This is a genomic window from Microbacterium sp. (assembly GCF_048259935.1).
Taxonomy (GTDB): Bacteria; Actinomycetota; Actinomycetes; order Actinomycetales; family Microbacteriaceae; genus Microbacterium.
The window spans coordinates 217,222-233,037 of record NZ_JBLXHF010000004.1; the positions used below are offsets into that span (position 1 = coordinate 217,222).

At 66.8% G+C, this 15,816-nt stretch carries 16 protein-coding genes and 1 tRNA gene; 5 read left to right on the plus strand and 12 right to left on the minus strand.

The window, feature by feature from the left end; genetic code table 11:
• Positions 1 to 3 precede the first annotated feature (3 nt).
• From ACN0RC_RS08895 to hutH, 4 genes are read right to left on the minus strand one after another with little or no spacing between them, the layout of a single operon-like run.
• Positions 4 to 909: an arginase family protein gene (locus tag ACN0RC_RS08895; protein ID WP_417510877.1), complete on the minus strand. Its 906-nt coding sequence runs from the start codon at positions 907 to 909 to the stop codon at positions 4 to 6.
• A complete protein-coding gene (gene hutI, locus ACN0RC_RS08900) occupies positions 906 to 2,081 on the minus strand; it encodes an imidazolonepropionase (RefSeq protein WP_417510879.1) in 1,176 nt (391 codons plus the stop codon). The genes ACN0RC_RS08895 and hutI overlap by 4 nt, the downstream gene beginning before the upstream one ends.
• Before the next feature lie 10 nt (positions 2,082 to 2,091).
• Positions 2,092 to 3,735: a urocanate hydratase gene (gene hutU, locus ACN0RC_RS08905; RefSeq protein ID WP_417510881.1), complete on the minus strand. Its 1,644-nt coding sequence runs from the start codon at positions 3,733 to 3,735 to the stop codon at positions 2,092 to 2,094.
• Positions 3,732 to 5,276: a histidine ammonia-lyase gene (gene hutH, locus ACN0RC_RS08910; RefSeq protein ID WP_417510883.1), complete on the minus strand. Its 1,545-nt coding sequence runs from the start codon at positions 5,274 to 5,276 to the stop codon at positions 3,732 to 3,734. The genes hutU and hutH overlap by 4 nt, the downstream gene beginning before the upstream one ends.
• A gap of 52 nt (positions 5,277 to 5,328) precedes the next feature.
• On the opposite strand from hutH, the gene ACN0RC_RS08915 reads away from it, so the two are divergent.
• A complete protein-coding gene (locus tag ACN0RC_RS08915) occupies positions 5,329 to 6,105 on the plus strand; it encodes an IclR family transcriptional regulator (protein ID WP_417510885.1) in 777 nt (258 codons plus the stop codon).
• 78 nt (positions 6,106 to 6,183) lie between these two features.
• On the opposite strand, the gene ACN0RC_RS08920 is transcribed toward ACN0RC_RS08915, so the two are convergent.
• Positions 6,184 to 6,318, minus strand: a complete 135-nt coding sequence (locus ACN0RC_RS08920) for a hypothetical protein (RefSeq protein WP_417510887.1) — start codon at positions 6,316 to 6,318, stop codon at positions 6,184 to 6,186.
• A 144-nt stretch (positions 6,319 to 6,462) separates the two neighbouring features.
• Between ACN0RC_RS08920 and ACN0RC_RS08925 the strand changes: the two genes are divergently transcribed.
• Positions 6,463 to 7,371 carry a metallophosphoesterase gene (locus ACN0RC_RS08925; RefSeq protein ID WP_417510888.1) on the plus strand — a complete coding sequence of 303 codons (909 nt, stop codon included), beginning with the start codon at positions 6,463 to 6,465 and terminating at the stop codon, positions 7,369 to 7,371.
• Here ACN0RC_RS08925 and ACN0RC_RS08930 read toward each other — a convergent pair.
• The 5 genes from ACN0RC_RS08930 to galU all read right to left on the minus strand — a co-directional run bounded on the left by ACN0RC_RS08930 (position 7,364) and on the right by galU (position 10,476).
• Positions 7,364 to 7,735 (minus strand): YhgE/Pip domain-containing protein, encoded by a 372-nt coding sequence (locus ACN0RC_RS08930; protein WP_417510890.1) that lies wholly within the window; start codon positions 7,733 to 7,735, stop codon positions 7,364 to 7,366. The two genes, ACN0RC_RS08925 and ACN0RC_RS08930, sit on opposite strands and share 8 nt — an antisense overlap.
• 117 nt (positions 7,736 to 7,852) lie before the next feature.
• Positions 7,853 to 7,928: transfer RNA gene (locus tag ACN0RC_RS08935), tRNA-Ala, on the minus strand.
• A 54-nt stretch (positions 7,929 to 7,982) separates the two neighbouring features.
• Positions 7,983 to 8,861, minus strand: coding sequence for a hypothetical protein (locus ACN0RC_RS08940; RefSeq protein ID WP_417510892.1), 879 nt, complete (start codon positions 8,859 to 8,861; stop codon positions 7,983 to 7,985).
• A 75-nt stretch (positions 8,862 to 8,936) separates the two neighbouring features.
• Positions 8,937 to 9,566 carry a GNAT family N-acetyltransferase gene (locus ACN0RC_RS08945; protein WP_417510894.1) on the minus strand — a complete coding sequence of 210 codons (630 nt, stop codon included), beginning with the start codon at positions 9,564 to 9,566 and terminating at the stop codon, positions 8,937 to 8,939.
• 22 nt (positions 9,567 to 9,588) lie between these two features.
• A complete protein-coding gene (galU, locus tag ACN0RC_RS08950) occupies positions 9,589 to 10,476 on the minus strand; it encodes a UTP--glucose-1-phosphate uridylyltransferase GalU (RefSeq protein WP_417510896.1) in 888 nt (295 codons plus the stop codon).
• A gap of 51 nt (positions 10,477 to 10,527) precedes the next feature.
• Between galU and ACN0RC_RS08955 the strand changes: the two genes are divergently transcribed.
• From ACN0RC_RS08955 to mscL, 3 genes are read left to right on the plus strand one after another with little or no spacing between them, the layout of a single operon-like run.
• Positions 10,528 to 11,124 carry a 5-formyltetrahydrofolate cyclo-ligase gene (locus tag ACN0RC_RS08955; protein WP_417510898.1) on the plus strand — a complete coding sequence of 199 codons (597 nt, stop codon included), beginning with the start codon at positions 10,528 to 10,530 and terminating at the stop codon, positions 11,122 to 11,124.
• A 15-nt stretch (positions 11,125 to 11,139) separates the two neighbouring features.
• Positions 11,140 to 11,412 carry an FmdB family zinc ribbon protein gene (locus tag ACN0RC_RS08960; protein WP_417510900.1) on the plus strand — a complete coding sequence of 91 codons (273 nt, stop codon included), beginning with the start codon at positions 11,140 to 11,142 and terminating at the stop codon, positions 11,410 to 11,412.
• 27 nt (positions 11,413 to 11,439) lie between these two features.
• Positions 11,440 to 11,853, plus strand: a complete 414-nt coding sequence (gene mscL / locus ACN0RC_RS08965; RefSeq protein ID WP_417510902.1) for a large conductance mechanosensitive channel protein MscL — start codon at positions 11,440 to 11,442, stop codon at positions 11,851 to 11,853.
• A 100-nt stretch (positions 11,854 to 11,953) separates the two neighbouring features.
• Here mscL and ACN0RC_RS08970 read toward each other — a convergent pair whose 3' ends face one another.
• Entirely contained in the window at positions 11,954 to 12,151 is a 198-nt protein-coding gene (locus ACN0RC_RS08970) for a hypothetical protein (protein WP_417510903.1), read from the minus strand.
• The gene (locus ACN0RC_RS08975; protein ID WP_417511140.1) at positions 12,144 to 15,803 is read right to left on the minus strand and encodes an AAA family ATPase; all 3,660 of its coding nucleotides are present in this window, start codon (positions 15,801 to 15,803) and stop codon (positions 12,144 to 12,146) included. The genes ACN0RC_RS08970 and ACN0RC_RS08975 overlap by 8 nt, the downstream gene beginning before the upstream one ends.
• Between the last annotated feature and the right edge of the window lie 13 nt (positions 15,804 to 15,816).

Here is a 15,816-nt window from a genome sequence, read left to right on the forward strand (position 1 = left end):
ATCTCAGCGCGCGGCGAGCCCCGCCAGCAGTTCGAGTACGCACAGCGCGGCCAGACGCACGGTGCGCTCATCGTCGGTGTCTGCCGTCGCATCGACCTCGGCGATGTCCGCGCTGACGATGCGAGGGTCCCGGGCGAACGAGCGCACCAGGGTGCGCAGCTCGAATGCGGCGAGTCCCCCCGCAACACTTGCCGGGCAGCCGGGCACGATGGCTCTGTCGGCCGCATCGACGTCGATATCCAGGTGGATGCGCGCCGCGTCACCCGCGCCCGCGATCTCGACCGCCTCGGCAGAGACGTCTGCGATGCCGCGGCGGCGCAGCTCGTCGAGTGTGATGACCCGGATGCCCCATTCCGCCGCGCGACGCGCGTATGCTGCGGAGTTCGCGAAGTCGGCGATCCCGATCTGTACGATGCGGGTGGGGTCAATGCGCTCGCTCAAAGGGGCGTCCTCGACGAGCCGCCGGACCGGCGAGCCGTTCGAGACTCCGTCGCGCAGGTCGAAGTGCGCGTCGATCGTGATGAGTCCGCTCGTCCCTGCACCGCGTGCCACCGGGTAGGTGAGCGAGTTGTCCCCGCCGAGAGCGATGACGAACGCGTCTGCTGCCGAGAGCTCGGCGACGCGCGCCACTGTGGCGGCGATGCCGTCGTCTCCATCGGGCTCGGCGATATCCCCGGCATCCGCGATGCGCAGCACCTCGTCGAGGTCGACGACGGGCGGTCCCATCAGCGTCGCGCTGTACCGGCGCAGCGCCGCGCGAATCGCGGCGGGCGTCGCGTGAGCGCCGGTCGGCGAGAGCGAGGTGCGCCAGGTCGGCACGCCCAGCAGCACAGCATCCGTCTGCTGCGCGCTGTCGAACTCCGCCCAGCCGCCGGCCCGCGGCCACAGCTCATCCACCGACAGCGTCATCCTCGGCCTCCGTGCTCCGCCACCCGCACGCCGTCTTTCCACACGCTGCGCACGAGAGGAACCCCTGGCCGGTAGGACAGGTGCACGTGGCTGGGTGCGTCCAGCAGCACGAGATCGGCACGAGCGCCGGGTGCGATGATGCCGATGTCGTCGCGCCGCAGCGCTGCCGCTCCCCCCGCGGTCGCCGCCCGCAGCGCCTCGACCGGTGTCATCCCCATGTCGCGCACGGCGACGGCGATGCAGAACGGCATCGAGGACGTGAAGCTCGACCCAGGGTTCGTGTCGCACGCCAGCGCGACGGTGACCCCGGCGTCGATGAGTCGGCGCGCGTCAGGGTACGGCTGGCGCGTGGAGAACTCCACTCCGGGCAGCAGGGTCAGCACCGTCTCGGATGCGGCGAGCGCCGCGATGTCTTCCTCACTCAGATACGTTCCGTGATCGACCGAGGCCGCGCCGAGCTCAATGGCCATGCGCACACCGTCGCTCTGGCCGAGCTGACCGGCGTGCACGCGCGGCATCAGCCCGCGGGCGATTCCCGCTTCGAGCACTCGCCGGGACTGCTCGACGGTGAACGCCCCGGTCTCGCAGAACACATCGATCCACCGGATATAAGGAGCACAGGCATCCAGCATCGGTCCCATGACGAGGTCGACGTAGCCGTCAGGATCATCTGCATACTCTGCGGGCACCACATGCGCGCCGAGGAATGTCACCTCGTCGGTCTCTTCGGCGGCCAGCTGCACCAGGCGCTGCTCTGTCTCGACATCGAGACCGTAGCCGCTCTTGATCTCGACGGTCGTCGTTCCCTGCGCGCGCATCTCCGCGATGAACGCGCGAAGCCGCGCCCGCAGCTCCTCCTCGCCCGCGGCCCTGGTCGCCGCAACAGTCGAGCGAATGCCACCGGCGGCATACTTCTCGCCCGCCATGCGCGCTTCGAACTCTGCGGCACGATCGCCGCCGAAGACGATGTGGCTGTGGCTGTCCACAAACCCGGGGATCACGGCGCGGCCGTCGGCGTCGACCTCTGCGAAGCCTGCGGGATCCGCGGGGACGGCGTCGGCCGACCCGACCCAGGCGATGCGCCCATCCGCGATGAGAACGGCGGCGTCGCGCAGCATCCCCGCATCGGTGTTCGTCGTCAGCTCGCCGATGTTCGTGATCAGAGTGCGCATGTGCTCATCCTCACAGCATCGGAACCTTCAGTCCACGCTCGCGCGCGACCTCGCGGGCCCGCTCATATCCGGCATCCACATGTCGCATGACACCGGTGCCGGGGTCGTTCGTGAGCACGCGCTCGAGCTTCTCCGCCGCGAGAGCCGTGCCGTCGGCGACGGTGACCTGACCGGCGTGGATGCTGCGTCCGATCCCGACCCCGCCGCCGTGATGCAGCGAGACCCACGATGCCCCCGATGCGGTGTTCAGCAGCGCATTCAGCAGCGGCCAGTCGGCGATCGCATCCGAGCCATCGGCCATCGCCTCGGTCTCGCGGTAGGGAGAGGCGACGGATCCGGCGTCCAGGTGGTCGCGTCCGATCACGATCGGCGCCTTCAGCTCACCGGACGCGACCATCTCGTTGAACTTGAGACCTGCGAGATGGCGCTCTTTGTAGCCGAGCCAGCAGATCCGCGCAGGAAGCCCTTCGAAGTGCACCTTCTCGGCAGCCTGGTCGAGCCAGCGGTGCAGCGCGGCATCCTCGGGGAAGAGCTCTTTGACCGCGCGGTCGGTGGCCGCGATGTCGGCCGGGTCACCAGAGAGCGCCACCCACCGGAACGGGCCCTTTCCCTCGGCGAACAGCGGGCGGATGTACGCCGGCACGAACCCGGGGAAAGCGAAGGCGCGCTCGAATCCGCCGAGCTCGGCCTCACGCCGAATGGAGTTTCCGTAGTCGAAGACCGCAGCTCCCGCGTCCTGGAACCCGACCATCGCGGCGACGTGTGCGGCCATCGACGCACGTGCCAGGCGGGTGAAGTCCTCCGGGTCGCGTTCGGCCTCTGCCTTCCACTCCGCCACCGAAACGCCCTGGGGCAGGTACGCGAGCGGATCATGTGCGCTGGTCTGATCGGTCACGATATCGATCGGGATGCCGCGGCGCAGGAGCTCAGGGAAGACATCGGCCGCATTGCCGACGAGCCCGACCGAGACCGCCTCCCCGGCGTCCTTGGCTGCGAGGACATCGGCAACGGCAGCATCGAGGTCAGCCGTGTAGCGGTCGAGGTAGCCGTGCTCCACGCGACGCGAGAGTCGGGTCTCATCGACGTCGACGATGAGGACTGCTCCCCCGTTCATGGTGACGGCCAGCGGCTGCGCGCCGCCCATGCCGCCCGCACCCGCGGTGAGGGTGAGAGTGCCGGCCAGAGATTCGCGAGAGAGCGAGCGGGCGACGGCAGCGAAGGTCTCGTACGTGCCCTGCAGAATGCCCTGCGTGCCGATGTAGATCCACGAGCCCGCGGTCATCTGTCCGTACATCGTGAGTCCGAGTGACTCGAGCCGGCGGAACTCGGGCCACGTCGCCCAGTCGCCGACGAGATTGGAGTTCGCGATCAGCACGCGCGGCGCCCACTCGTGCGTGCGGAAGACGCCGACCGGCTTGCCGGACTGCACGAGCAGCGTCTCGTCGGGTTCGAGTTCGTCGAGAGTGCGAACGATCGCGTCATATGCCTCCCAGCTGCGCGCGGCCCTGCCCGTGCCGCCGTAGACGACCAGGTCTTCTGGATGCTCGGCCACCTCGGGATCGAGGTTGTTCATCAGCATCCGCTTGGCGGCTTCAGCCCCCCAGCTCTTGGCCGTGCGCTCGGCTCCGCGGGCGGCGTGGATATTGCGGGTCATGAGTTCTCCTCGGCAGTGGCGGATGACGAAGCAGCGCGGGCGATCGCGCCCGATCGGACGAGTGCGGTGACGGCTTCGATCTCGGGCGAGAGAAAGCGGTCGGGCCCTGGTCCGTCGGCGACCGTGCGCACGAGGTCGCGGACTGCGCCGGTGGCGGGGCCCGCTTCAATCGGTGCCCGCAGGTCGAGTGCGAGAGCGCCGGTGATCACTTCGATCGCGAGCACGCGGGTGAGCCCGTCGATCGCGCGCCGGAGCTTTCGTGCGGCGGCCCACCCCATCGAGACGTGGTCCTCTTGCATGGCGGAGGAGGGGATCGAGTCGACGGATGCCGGCACAGCCAGGCGCTTGAGCTCAGAGACGATCCCGGCTGCGGCGTACTGCGCGATCATGAGCCCGGAGTCGACGCCGACCTCATGCGCGAGGAACGGCGGGAGCCCGCGGTTGCGAGCCGGGTCGAGCGCACGATCCGTGCGGCGCTCAGAAACGGATGCCACGTCAGCGACCGAGATCGCTAGGAAGTCGAGTACCGCGGCAATCGGTGCGCCGTGGAAGTTTCCGTTGGATTCGATGCGGCCGTCAACGGTCACGACGGGGTTGTCGATGACGCTCGCGAGTTCGCGCGATGCGATCGTCGCCGCGTGCGCCATGGTGTCGCGGGCCGCGCCATGCACCTGGGGCGAGCAGCGCAGCGAGTAAGCGTCCTGCACACGCCCGTCCTCTGGACCGCGGTGGCTGGCGACCATCGGAGAGCCTGCGAGGAAAGTCCGGATGTGTGTTGCGGACACCGCCTGCCCATCCTGAGGACGCAGCGCCATGAGATCTGCGGCGAAGACGGCGTCCGTGCCGAGCTGGCTCTCCACCGACATGGCGGCTGCGAGATCGGCCGTCGTGAGGAGGGTGTCAAGATCGTGGAGCGCGAGCAGCAGCATCCCGAGCATTCCATCGGTGCCATTGATGAGCGCGAGTCCCTCCTTCTCTTCGAGGACGAGGGGTTCGATTCCCGCTTGCGCCAGAGCCTCGGATGCCGCGATGCTCGCACCATCGACCCGCACGTCGCTTTCCCCCATCGCTGCGAGCGCGATATGCGCGAGCGGTGCGAGGTCACCGGAGCACCCGAGCGAACCGTACTCCCGCACGATCGGGGTGATTCGGGCGTTGAGCATGGCCGCGTAGGTCTCGACAACGACGGGGCGCACGCCGGTGCGTCCGGAGGCGAGCGTCTGCAGGCGCAGCAGCTGCAGCGCCCGAACGACTTCGGTCTCTACTTCTGCGCCAGTTCCTGCGGCATGCGAGCGGATCAGGCTGGCCTGCAGCTGACGGCGGCGATCGGGGGCGATGAAGGTCGTCGCAAGCGCGCCGAAACCTGTCGAGACGCCGTAATGCGGGTGTGGGTCGGCGGCGAGGGCGTCGATGACGCCGCGGGTCTCAGCAATGCGATCGAGGACTTCGTCGGTGAGCAGGATCTGTGCTCCGTCGCGGGCGACCGCGACGACCTCGGCAGGGCTGAGGGTGTCAGCGCCGATGCGAACGGGAATGGGCATGTCTTGATTCCACACCTGCCGGGTCGCAACCAACAGCCGTGCATGAGATCCTTTGTCTGTGATCCCAGACACCGCCGTACGAGTTCCGCAGGTCCCCGCGGCTGACCAGACGCTGCGGATCCTTCGGCACATGGCAACGCGCCCGGCACCGGTGGCGGCCGCCGCCATCGCCCGAGAGTTGGAGATCCCCCGCTCCACCGTGCATCATCTGCTGAACACGCTCGCCGATCACGGGTTCGTCCTGCACCTGCGCGAGGAGCGTCGCTGGGCACTGGGGACAGCGGCATCCGAGCTCGCCGGCGGGTTCGTGCGGCAGCAGCCGTTGGCGAGGCTGGGGCGTCCGCTCGTCGCGGCCCTCGCCGACCGGCTCGGCGAGAGCGCCCATCTCGGCGTCCTCAGCGGCGCGGATGTCGTCTACATCGTCGAGGAGCGTGCACCACGACGCCCCGCGCTCGTGACAGATGTCGGAGTGCGCCTGCCCGCGCATCTGACCGCTACCGGACGCGCGATGCTGGCCGCGCTTCCTCGCGAGCAGGTCCGCGCGCTGTACCCGAGCGCCTCGACGTTCTCGACCCGCACAGGCCTGGGACCGGCACGGCCAGGCGAGTTGCGCGAGCTGCTGCGCAGCATCCGCGCCGCGGGATTCGCCTCAGAGAATGGCGAGGTGACCGGCGGCACGCGCTCTGTGGGAGCAGCGGTGTGCGACATCTCGGGATGGCCCATCGCCGCGGTTGCGGTGACGTGGTCGAGCGGCACCGGGCCGAGCGAATCGGATGCCGCGGTTGCCGTCATCCAGACGGCAGAGGAGTTGCAGCGTCGTCTGCGCTGAACACCCGCAAATCAGGAAGGGGAGCCGCAGGTCACCCGACCGCGACTCCCCCACCTTCAGGACCAGTCCCTCAACGTGTCAGCCGGACGCCCCCTTGCGTGGCTTGAGGAAGGATTCTGGCTCCTGCTTGGCGCGCTTGGCCGCTCTTTTCTCTTTGAGCGACAGCTGCGCGGTCTTCTTTCCGGTCTTGGGTGTTGGCGTCTTTCCTGCCATCGGAACTCGCTTCCCCTCTCGATTCGGCTGGCGGGTGTGCCTTGACCATATCCGGTTCCACAGGGAAGTCAAATTTCCCGGTGAGAGGCAAAAAATACCCTTCTGGCATGGTGTCGCGTCCGACGCTTCTGGCAGAGTGTGTGCATGAGCGCCCTTCGCATTCTGCATCTCAGCGATACGCACTTCGCAAGCGACGGCGGCCGCCACTACGGCGTCGTCGACACCGCTGAGCACCTGCACCGCGCACTCTCGCACGTGGGTCACCTGCTCTTCGACCTCGTGGTCGTCTCAGGAGATGTGAGCGAAGACGGCACCGAGGAGTCCTACCGCAGCATCCGCGACCAGCTGACGCCGTGGGCACAGGCGCGCGGGGCGCGCGTCGTGTACGCGATGGGCAACCACGACCGGCGGGAATCGTTCCGCGCGGTGCTGGGCGGCGGACAACCGGATGCTGACGCACCACAGCAGCTCGCCGGCATCGACCTCGATCGCCCGGTGGCATCGGTCAGCGTTCAGAACGGCTGGAGAGTCATCGTGCTCGACAGCTCAGTTCCCGGAGCCGGCTACGGCACCCTCGAGCCTGCGCAGAAGCAGCTCTTGCGTGAGACGCTTGCGGCACCGGCCGAGCACGGCACTGTGCTCGTGATCCACCACCCGCCCGTGCCCGCCCAAACCGATTTGCTGCAGGCGCTCGCACTCGACGACGCAGACGGCGCAGAACTCATCGACATCGTGCAAGGCTCCGATGTGCGCGTCATTCTCGCCGGCCACTACCACCTACCCATCACCGAGTTCATCTCCGGGGTTGTGGTGACGGTGGCTCCGGGCGTCACGAACATCTCACGCGCGTTCGCTGACCCCACTGAAGAGTCGGCGATCGATGGCTTCGGCGGATCCGTCGTCACGATCGAGAGCGATCGCGTGCGCGTCGTGCCCTTCGTAGAGCGACTCACACCCGACGAACTCGTCTTCCACTTCGATGCAGACGTCGTCGCCGACATCATTCGAGAGGCCGGTCGACCAGGTAATCAGCCTCCGACTTCGCTCACATGAGCTTGGTCGACTGCAGCATCGCTTCCATCTTGTCGTTGAACCCGCTCTCACCGCTCTTGATCGATTCCATCGCCTCGTCTTCCGAGAGGAAATGCCAGCCGAGATCGTCGTTGTCCTTCAGCTGCGCGACCAGCTGGTCGCCGACGTTGAGGTCGCCGGTGAGCGAGGTCGAACCGCCCGCGTCGAGGTTGACGACGGCGATGCTGAGGTTCTTGGCGTTGTCGAACGGGTCCCAGAACGCGGCGATGTTGAACCAGGCATACAGCGATGGCGTGATGAGAGCGCCGGCGATGATGACGAGAGCAAGAGGCACGCGTACGAGGCGTTTGAGGTCGCGGACGAACACGCGCCAGATGTTGCCCATACCGTACGCCCCCTGTGTCTATGAACCGACTGGCTGGCAGGAGCTATCCGTCGCGGGCACTGGCAAAAGACAAGAAGCCCCGTCTTTCGACGGAGCTTCTCAGCCTGTGTCACCACATGGTGGACCTAAGGGGATTCGAACCCCTGACCTCCTCGATGCGAACGAGGCGCGCTACCAACTGCGCCATAGGCCCATGAACCTCAGCTAGATTATCACGCTCGAAAGGCGTGCTGCGCCGAGGAACGCGTCATCCGGCTGCGCGACGCTCGAGCAGGTGCCGAACGTGATCTTCGATCTCCGCGTCATCGACGAAACCCATCCGGGAGTACGGCGAGGCGCTCTCCGCAGCGGCGGGCGCGGGAGTTGCAACGGGGATCGCAACCGGCTCTGGCGGCGCCATCTGCGCTGCGCGCGCGCGAAGCTCGGCGACACGGGTGGCACGGCGCAGCTCCTGCTGCTCCTCGATCTCCGCGCGAGCGGTCTGCGCCAGCGAGCCGCTCACCGTCGCCAGGGGCGCGGGCAGCGGACGGGGCGTCCACGACGTCGCACGACCCTGATCGTGCAGCGGAGGAGACACTCGCGATGTCGTCTCTTCGATGTTCTGGACAACAGGTCGGCGTGCGGCTCGACTCGCAACAGAGGCCATCTTCTGCAGCGTCGTGGCAGCGATGAGCGCCAGTGCGCCTCCGACCCAGATCATGGGCTGTGCACCGCCGAGGACCAGCTGCCATACGCCGAGTGCCGCTACCGCGAGCCCCGCCACCAGCATCACTGTCGCCGAGACGCGAACGCGCCGCCTGATCCTGGCCTGACGGACCACGGGATCAGCGCGCGTCGCTGCCAATTCGGCACGAAGAGTCTCAAGCTCTGCGGATTCCCTCTCGGACTGCAGACGCTTGGCAAGCCTCTGCTGGGCGAGCACGGTGCGGGCATTGAGTTCGAGCCGGACCTCATCAGGCGTCTCACTCGTCTCGGCGAGCACTCGCAGCGCTTGGTTCAAGCGCACAGCGTTTCGCTCCGCGGAGTTGTACTGGTAGCGGCCGCGCCAAGACGGCAGCAGGTACAGCATCCACAGCAGTACCGCGACGAGGACGATCACGCCCCCACTCAGCACCGGCCCATTCATAGCCTCAACGGTATGCGACCAGGCGGCCCACGCGCCTCAGTCGTGACGCGTGTCGCTCTCGGACTGTGCAGAAATTCAGATCGAGAGCCGGTCCGATGGGGGGATGTCGGCAGCATCCTGCGGTGCACGTCCACTCAGCCAGCGCGTCAGCACGCCTTCGGGCGCGTCTTCGCGTGTCAACGCGAACGCGTAGTGGTCGCGCCAATCGCCGTCGATGTGGATGTACCGTCGCCGGTATCCCTCATAACGGAAGCCGAGCTTCTGCACCACGCGAAGACTTGCCGCGTTCTCCGGTCGGATGCAGATCTCCATCCTGTGCAGTCCATATTCGGTGAAGCAGGCGTCCGTGGCCATCGCGACCGCTGTCGGCGTGATCCCGAGCCCCGCGAAGCGCTCGCTGACCCAGTATCCGATCGTCGCTGAGTTGAGCGAGCCTCTGGCGACGCCCCACACGTTGAGCTGTCCGGCGACTTCTCCGTCGTGCAGCATCACAAAGGGGTAGCCGCCCCCGTCACGGTACTGCTGCAGCAGACGACGGATGCTCAGACGCATATCGAAAGACGAGACCCCGCCGGGGATCGTGGCTTCCCAGCGCTGCAACCACGACCGGTTGGCGAGCAGCTCCTGCTGCAGCACCCGTGCGTCTCTGGTCCTGATGAGCCTCAGCTCGATCGGTCCATGACGATGCCCCTGAAGCAACTCCATCGAATCCTCGCAGCCGGACGGCCTACAGGCTCTCGGCGAAGTCTTTCAGCCACGGACGCAGGTCGGCGCCGAGATCGTCACGGTCGGTGGCGAGCTGAACGATCGCCTTGATGTAGTCGACGCGGTCACCGGTGTCGTAACGCCGTCCACGGAAGATCACGCCGACGACTCCGGGCCCATCGGGGTCGGCTGCGAGCTCCTGCAGCGCATCCGTCAGCTGGATCTCACCACCCTTTCCGGGCTCTGTGCGCTCGAGGATCGGGAAGACCGACGCGGGCAACACATAGCGTCCGATGATGGCGAGATTGGAGGGAGCATCTTCCTGCGCAGGCTTCTCGACGAGCCCAGTAACACGCACGATGTCGTCATCGTCGGTCGTCTCGATCGCCGCGGCCCCGTAGAGATGGATCTGCGAGGGGTCGACTTCCATGAGAGCCACCACGGTCGCGCCGGTGCGCTCGTGCGCGGCCATCATCGTCGTGATCAGGGGGTCGCGCTCATCGATCAGATCATCACCGAGCATGACGACGAAGGGACTGTCGCCGACGTGGGCCCTCGCGCGCAGCACCGCGTGACCGAGCCCCTTCGGCTCACCCTGACGGAGATAGTGGATGTCTGCGAGATCGCTCGACTTCATCACTCGCTCAAGGCGCTTCATGTCGCCCTTCTCCGTGAGCTTCACCTCGAGCTCTGGCACCGAGTCGAAGTGATTGGAGATCATGTTCTTGTTACGACCGATGATCACGAGGATGTCATCGATACCCGCTGTTGCCGCCTCTTCGACGACGTACTGAATCGCCGGCTTATCGACGACGGGCAGCATCTCCTTCGGCATGGCCTTCGTCGCGGGGAGGAACCGCGTACCAAGCCCTGCCGCCGGAATGACCGCTTTCATCGAGTGCTTTCCCATGCGCACAGCTTAGTGCGCCGTCTCGCCGGTACCGCGACGTAGAATCGCCATATGTCAGATGAGGTCGTGCAGGCCAAGCGCGCATTGCGCAGTGCGCTCCGCGACCGCCGACTCGCACTCTCAGCGCAGGAGCGTGCAGCCGCCGCATCCGACATCACCGCACAGCTCGATTCGCTCGTCGCCGCACACGGCGCGCAGATCATCTCGTGTTTTGTATCGACACCGACCGAACCCGGCACGCACTCGTTCATCGCAGGGGCGGTGCGACGCGGCATCCGTGTTCTTCTTCCCATCACGGGCGCAGACGGCCTTCTCGACTGGGCGGTCGCGGACGGGACCGAAGATTTCGCCGAGGGCCGTTTCGGACTGTCCGAGCCGCGGGGCGAACCGCTCGGCCACGCCGCCGTCGAGAACGTCGACCTCATGATCATCCCCGCGGCCGCAGTGGATACCCGCGGCACCCGCCTCGGCTGGGGCCGCGGCTACTTCGACAAGGCCATCGCATCGATGAGTGCCGCCCCGCCCGTCTACGCCGTGACCTTCGATTCCGAAGTCCTCGACTCCCTCCCCCGCGAGCTGCACGATCAGCCGGTAGCCGGCATCGTCACTCCTGCTCGCACCATCCACCTGTCGCCCACGCGACACTGAACCACTGAGATCACGATGCCTACCTACGCATATGCCTGCACCTCGTGCCGCCACGCCTTCGATGCCGTCCAGTCCTTCTCCGACGACGCACTGACCATCTGTCCGGAGTGCGGCGGCGCACTGCGCAAGCAGTACGGATCGATCGGGGTGACCTTCAACGGCTCGGGATTTTATCGAACCGACTCACGGAGTGGCGCGGGAACTGCGAGCAGTTCGTCGGCATCATCGAAGACGGAAAAGCCGACAGGCGCAAACCCTGCGCCGGCAGCTGCTCCGGCCTCTACCTGAGGCCTGATACGACCGGGGGTACCCAGAATGTTCAAGGGTTTCAAAGAATTCATCGCACAGGGCAACGTCATTGATCTGGCTGTCGCCGTGGTCATCGGCGGAGCCTTCACCGCAATCGTCAACGCGGTTGTCGCCAGCATCATCAACCCGATTGTGGCGCTCTTCTTCGAAGCGGATGCTGCGGGCAACTTCGGTCCGACGCTGACGAACATCTACGGCAACCCGGTGACTTTCCCACTGGGTGACCTGATCTCGGCGATCATCAGCTTCATCGCTGTCGCCCTCGTGGTGTACTTCGTGTTCGTCCTGCCGATGAACAAGTACAAGGAGCGTCAGGCAGCGAAGAACCCTGCCGTCGAAGAGGAGACCCTGCCGAGCGAGCAGGATCTGCTCATCGAGATCCGCGACCTGCTGCGCAAGAACGCAGGCACGGGGCTCTGACTCCAGCAGAAACGCCGAGAGGGCGGTTCGCGCGGAATTCCGCGTCGAACCGCCCTCTTTCGTCGCGTTCAGTCGGGCAGCTCAGTTTTCGTCGTGCGCCTCAGTAGTGCGGTGGCACGTCGCGGAACAGCTGATCGTCGTTGGGTCCCTTCGCGCCGCGCGGCGTTCGGCGTTCGCGCTTCGGCGGTGCCTCGGGCGCGGGATCGCTGCCAGGGACGGGCGTCAACCGGGCACGGCGACTTCCCGCAACCCGGACGATCTTCTGCCGTTCGGGTTGCGTGTCGTCCTGTTCAGACATCTGGCAGGTCGATCGGCTGCGTATCGGTTTCGGCGCGCACCGCATCGGGTGCGATGCCGAGGACGGCCGCAATGCGCGACGCCGCAGTGACCGGATCGCTGTACAGGTCGAATGCATGCACCCGCACATAGTGCCAGCCCAGGCGGCGCAGCGCGTGCGGACGCAGTCGCAGCGACTCGCGCAACGACTCCCCCAGCGTCTCGGAATCGGATTCGATGACGACGGCCTTGCCGTCGTGCTGGGCTACCAGCGGGAGCAGCCCGCGATAGTCCACATCGACGGATGCTCCGAGCCGGCGAAGCTCTCGGGCCAGAGCCAGCGTCAGCGGGTCTGCAAGATCTTCCAGACGGGACTCGCGCCCACGCGAGGCGAGACCGCCGAGAATCGACATGAGAGTGGATGCGCCGTGCGCGAGCCGTCCGTCATCGAAAGACGAGGGCCGGATGGAGGACACGATCACCATCGATCGGCGTGCACGGGTCATGCCGACTGTGAGCAGCCGTTCGCCGTCCGGCGTGGACAGGTCTCCGAAGTCGCTGAGCACCCGGCCGTGTTTGGTCAGGCCGTATCCGAGTGAGAAGATCACCCGGTCGCGGCTCTCGGCTACCGACTCCTCCAGGGTGAGCACGGCGAAGGGCTCTGCGGTGTCACGGCCGACGAAGTCGGCGACATCCGATCGTCCGGCGAACGCCGTGGTCACCGCGGCGCGCACGCGTTCGGCGTGGCGAGCGCTGGCGGTGATCACCATGAGCGACTCGGAGGGGCGGTGCACGGCGTGCTCGACGACGAGCGTCACCACACGGGCGACTTCTGCATCCGGACTCTCCACCGCTCCCGAAATCGGGTCCGGTGCGCCCACGCCGCCCTCGACATAGTCGACGGTGAGGCTGCCGCGTCCGAGATAGGAACCGGCCCACGGCAGAGAGGCGATCTCGCCGCCGTAGAACGCGTCGTTGATGAGTTCCGCGAGGTCCTCGCCGCCGGCGCGATAGCTGCGCGTGAGTGTCATGACCGGCAGCAGCTCCGCGAGGCGTTCGAACACCGAGGTCTCATCGAACGGGACTTCGCTCTCCCAGTCCTCTCCGGCATCCACCGCCAGATCGAACGGCGTGGGGCGTTGCGTGACGGGATCACCGAAAGCGATGACCTGACGCGCGCGCCGAATGGCCGGGGCCGCTTCGGCGAGGTTGATGGCGGCGGCATCTGCCAGGAGCACGGTGTCGAACTCGACCGAATCCGGGATCTCGGGGACCAGATACGGCGAGGCGATCCATGCTGGCGCGAGGACGTTCATCAGAGTCGGTGCCGCCGATACGATCTCGGCGGTCGTCGGGGTGCCCTGCGTGAGCGCACGGCGGAGGTTCTGCGACTCAGTCGGTTCGTCGACGATTGCGATGCGCCACTGGTTGGCGAGCTGCCAGGAGAGCAGGGGTCCGGCCATCGATGCGTGCGCCTCATCGACGAGACGAAAGTCACGCTCGAGACGGTCGACCACCGCGGTGTTGGCACCGAGCAGCGCGCGGTCATCCTGCAGCACCCGCTCGAGCAGCGACTGCCACCAGGCGAATTCCAGCTCGTCGGCGACTTCGTCATCTGAGACATGCCGCACCGACAACTCTGCCAGCAGCGGCTCAAGCCCGAGGGTGGCCAGCTTGTCGCGGATCGTGGCGCGCTCGACGAGGTTGTCGAAGACGTCGGACTGCGCGGCGAGCCCGGCAAGGGTGCGCACGAGCCGTTCGACCTGCAGAGTTGCCAGCGGCTCACGGCGGCCGAGCGCAGCATCCAATTCAGAAAGTTCCGCGGTCACGCGCTCCCACGATGCGTACACGTCACCGAGGCCGAGCGGAATCTCGGGTGCAACGCCCGCGTCGACGAAGCGCTGCCACTGGGTGCGCTGCTGCTGGATGCGCAGCAGCGCCTCGTGCATCTCCGTGATGTGCACGCCTGGACGCACATACTCCTTGGCGAGCTTGCGCAGCCTGCGACGATTCGCGCCCGACATGGCGGGAGCGTCGCGGCGCGATCCGTGCGCCTGGATGAGCTCGCCCAGCGGCCGCTCGAAGACGGTCGGGCTGAAGCGGTCCAACGAGTCGCGAATTCCCTCGAGCAGACGCAGGTATTCGCCGAGCTCATCGATCGTGGCGAACGGACGCATCCGCGTCTGCGAGATCAGGGCATACCCGCGTTCGAGAACGTCAGGAACGTCCGTGGCGTGCAGCCTGCCGGCGAGTTCGTGTGCCGCGCGAGCATCCTGAGTGCTGCGGAAGTTCACGCCGTACCACGGCGAATCATCCGGGCCGAAGCGAAATTCGCCCAGTCGTGCCGCCTGCACGAGCGCTGCGGCAGCATCAGCACGCCCACCGGCGAGCCTGCGCAGCGTGTCGGTGTTCAGCCGCGCGGTGGTCGAGGGCGGGGTGGGAAGAGATGCGAGACGAGTCAGGTGCCGCGTCGCGTCGAGGATCGTGGCATCCAGCCCATCGATCGGAGTCGACAGCGCCCTGCGGTAGTCGAGCAGCACGTTGCGCAGACGCACGAGAGCGTCGTCGACGTCGCCGGCCTTCGGAGCGGTGGCCTTCTCGTTGCGCCCGATGGCGCGCACAAGATCACGACGGATGCTGCCCGGTGAGACCGCGAGACTGTCGAGCCCGATGCCGTTCAGGCGATGACGGACACCATCGAGTGTGGAGCGTCTGGCCGAGACGACGAGCACCCGCTTTCCTGCGCGGACCAACTCGCCCAGAGCGTTGATCACGGTCTGGGTGCCGCCGGTGCCCGGGAGCGTCGCGACAACCAGCGAGTGCCCGGCAGAGATGCGGCTGAGCACGGACTCCTGCTCAGCATCGGCATCGAGCAGCAGCGTGTCCGACGCGGGAGCACGCTCGTCAGGGCTGGTGACATGCGGCTGCGGTCGCGGTGCGGTGACCTGTTCGCGGTCATCGATGTGGCCTGCGAGCGCATTGAGCAACTGATGATCGAGCGTGCGGCTGTCGCGCGACATCGTCGCGCCCACGTCGGCGAACGTCGAAACCACCAGACGCGGCAGAACCGTGAAGGTGTCGATCGACTGGGTCGCCGCGCGCAGTCGATCGATCACGGGCTGCGGCTTGAAGATTCCGCCGTCATAGGCGAGGGATGCCAGTGCTTCTGCGTCGATCGTGATGCCGAAGTGCTCGCGTGCGATTCGGACGAGCTCGGGGTTCACCACGAACGAGCCCTGCAGCTTCAGCTCGTAGTCGGTGTGGTGTCGACGGATCGCCAGCGGACGGAGGAGAACCGGGGCTGCGAAGTCTGCGCCGCCGATGCGCCATCCGGCGATGCCGACGGCGAGATGCACCGCATCGATGCCGCGGACGGTGCGGAGTTCGGTGTTCTTCGCGGTGATGCGTTCGGCCGCCAGGCGTGCGGTGCGCAGTCCGACTTCGTCACGGAACAGGTTCGACAGCAGCGTCGACTTTCCGGTGATGAACTGCGGCAGGCTCCCCGGGTGAGCCTTGGAGATGTCGATGCCGCCTTCGACGGTGTCACGGTACGTGGTCAGCGGTGACTGTCCACCGAGGTCGGCTGCCTCTGCCCGCAGACGCGTGCGCTCGGCGTCGGCGATGTGTGCGACCGCGATGGCGGTCGCGTCGTCTGATTGATCGCCGATCGTCATCGCGGCATCCGCT

Bases quoted from the DNA above. Each gene is read 5' to 3' on its own strand.
- ACN0RC_RS08955 (WP_417510898.1), top strand. From the start codon at position 10,528: ATGTCAGATGAGGTCGTGCAGGCCAAGCGCGCATTGCGCAGTGCGCTC.
- ACN0RC_RS08975 (WP_417511140.1), bottom strand. From the start codon at position 15,803: ATGACGATCGGCGATCAATCAGACGACGCGACCGCCATCGCGGTCGCA.
- ACN0RC_RS08930 (WP_417510890.1), bottom strand. From the start codon at position 7,735: ATGGGCAACATCTGGCGCGTGTTCGTCCGCGACCTCAAACGCCTCGTA.
- ACN0RC_RS08895 (WP_417510877.1), bottom strand. From the start codon at position 909: ATGACGCTGTCGGTGGATGAGCTGTGGCCGCGGGCCGGCGGCTGGGCG.
- hutH (WP_417510883.1), bottom strand. From the start codon at position 5,276: ATGCCCATTCCCGTTCGCATCGGCGCTGACACCCTCAGCCCTGCCGAG.
- ACN0RC_RS08970 (WP_417510903.1), bottom strand. From the start codon at position 12,151: ATGTCTGAACAGGACGACACGCAACCCGAACGGCAGAAGATCGTCCGG.
- mscL (WP_417510902.1), top strand. From the start codon at position 11,440: ATGTTCAAGGGTTTCAAAGAATTCATCGCACAGGGCAACGTCATTGAT.
- hutI (WP_417510879.1), bottom strand. From the start codon at position 2,081: ATGCGCACTCTGATCACGAACATCGGCGAGCTGACGACGAACACCGAT.
- ACN0RC_RS08960 (WP_417510900.1), top strand. From the start codon at position 11,140: ATGCCTACCTACGCATATGCCTGCACCTCGTGCCGCCACGCCTTCGAT.
- ACN0RC_RS08920 (WP_417510887.1), bottom strand. From the start codon at position 6,318: ATGGCAGGAAAGACGCCAACACCCAAGACCGGAAAGAAGACCGCGCAG.
- ACN0RC_RS08925 (WP_417510888.1), top strand. From the start codon at position 6,463: ATGAGCGCCCTTCGCATTCTGCATCTCAGCGATACGCACTTCGCAAGC.
- ACN0RC_RS08940 (WP_417510892.1), bottom strand. From the start codon at position 8,861: ATGAATGGGCCGGTGCTGAGTGGGGGCGTGATCGTCCTCGTCGCGGTA.
- galU (WP_417510896.1), bottom strand. From the start codon at position 10,476: ATGGGAAAGCACTCGATGAAAGCGGTCATTCCGGCGGCAGGGCTTGGT.
- ACN0RC_RS08945 (WP_417510894.1), bottom strand. From the start codon at position 9,566: ATGGAGTTGCTTCAGGGGCATCGTCATGGACCGATCGAGCTGAGGCTC.
- hutU (WP_417510881.1), bottom strand. From the start codon at position 3,735: ATGACCCGCAATATCCACGCCGCCCGCGGAGCCGAGCGCACGGCCAAG.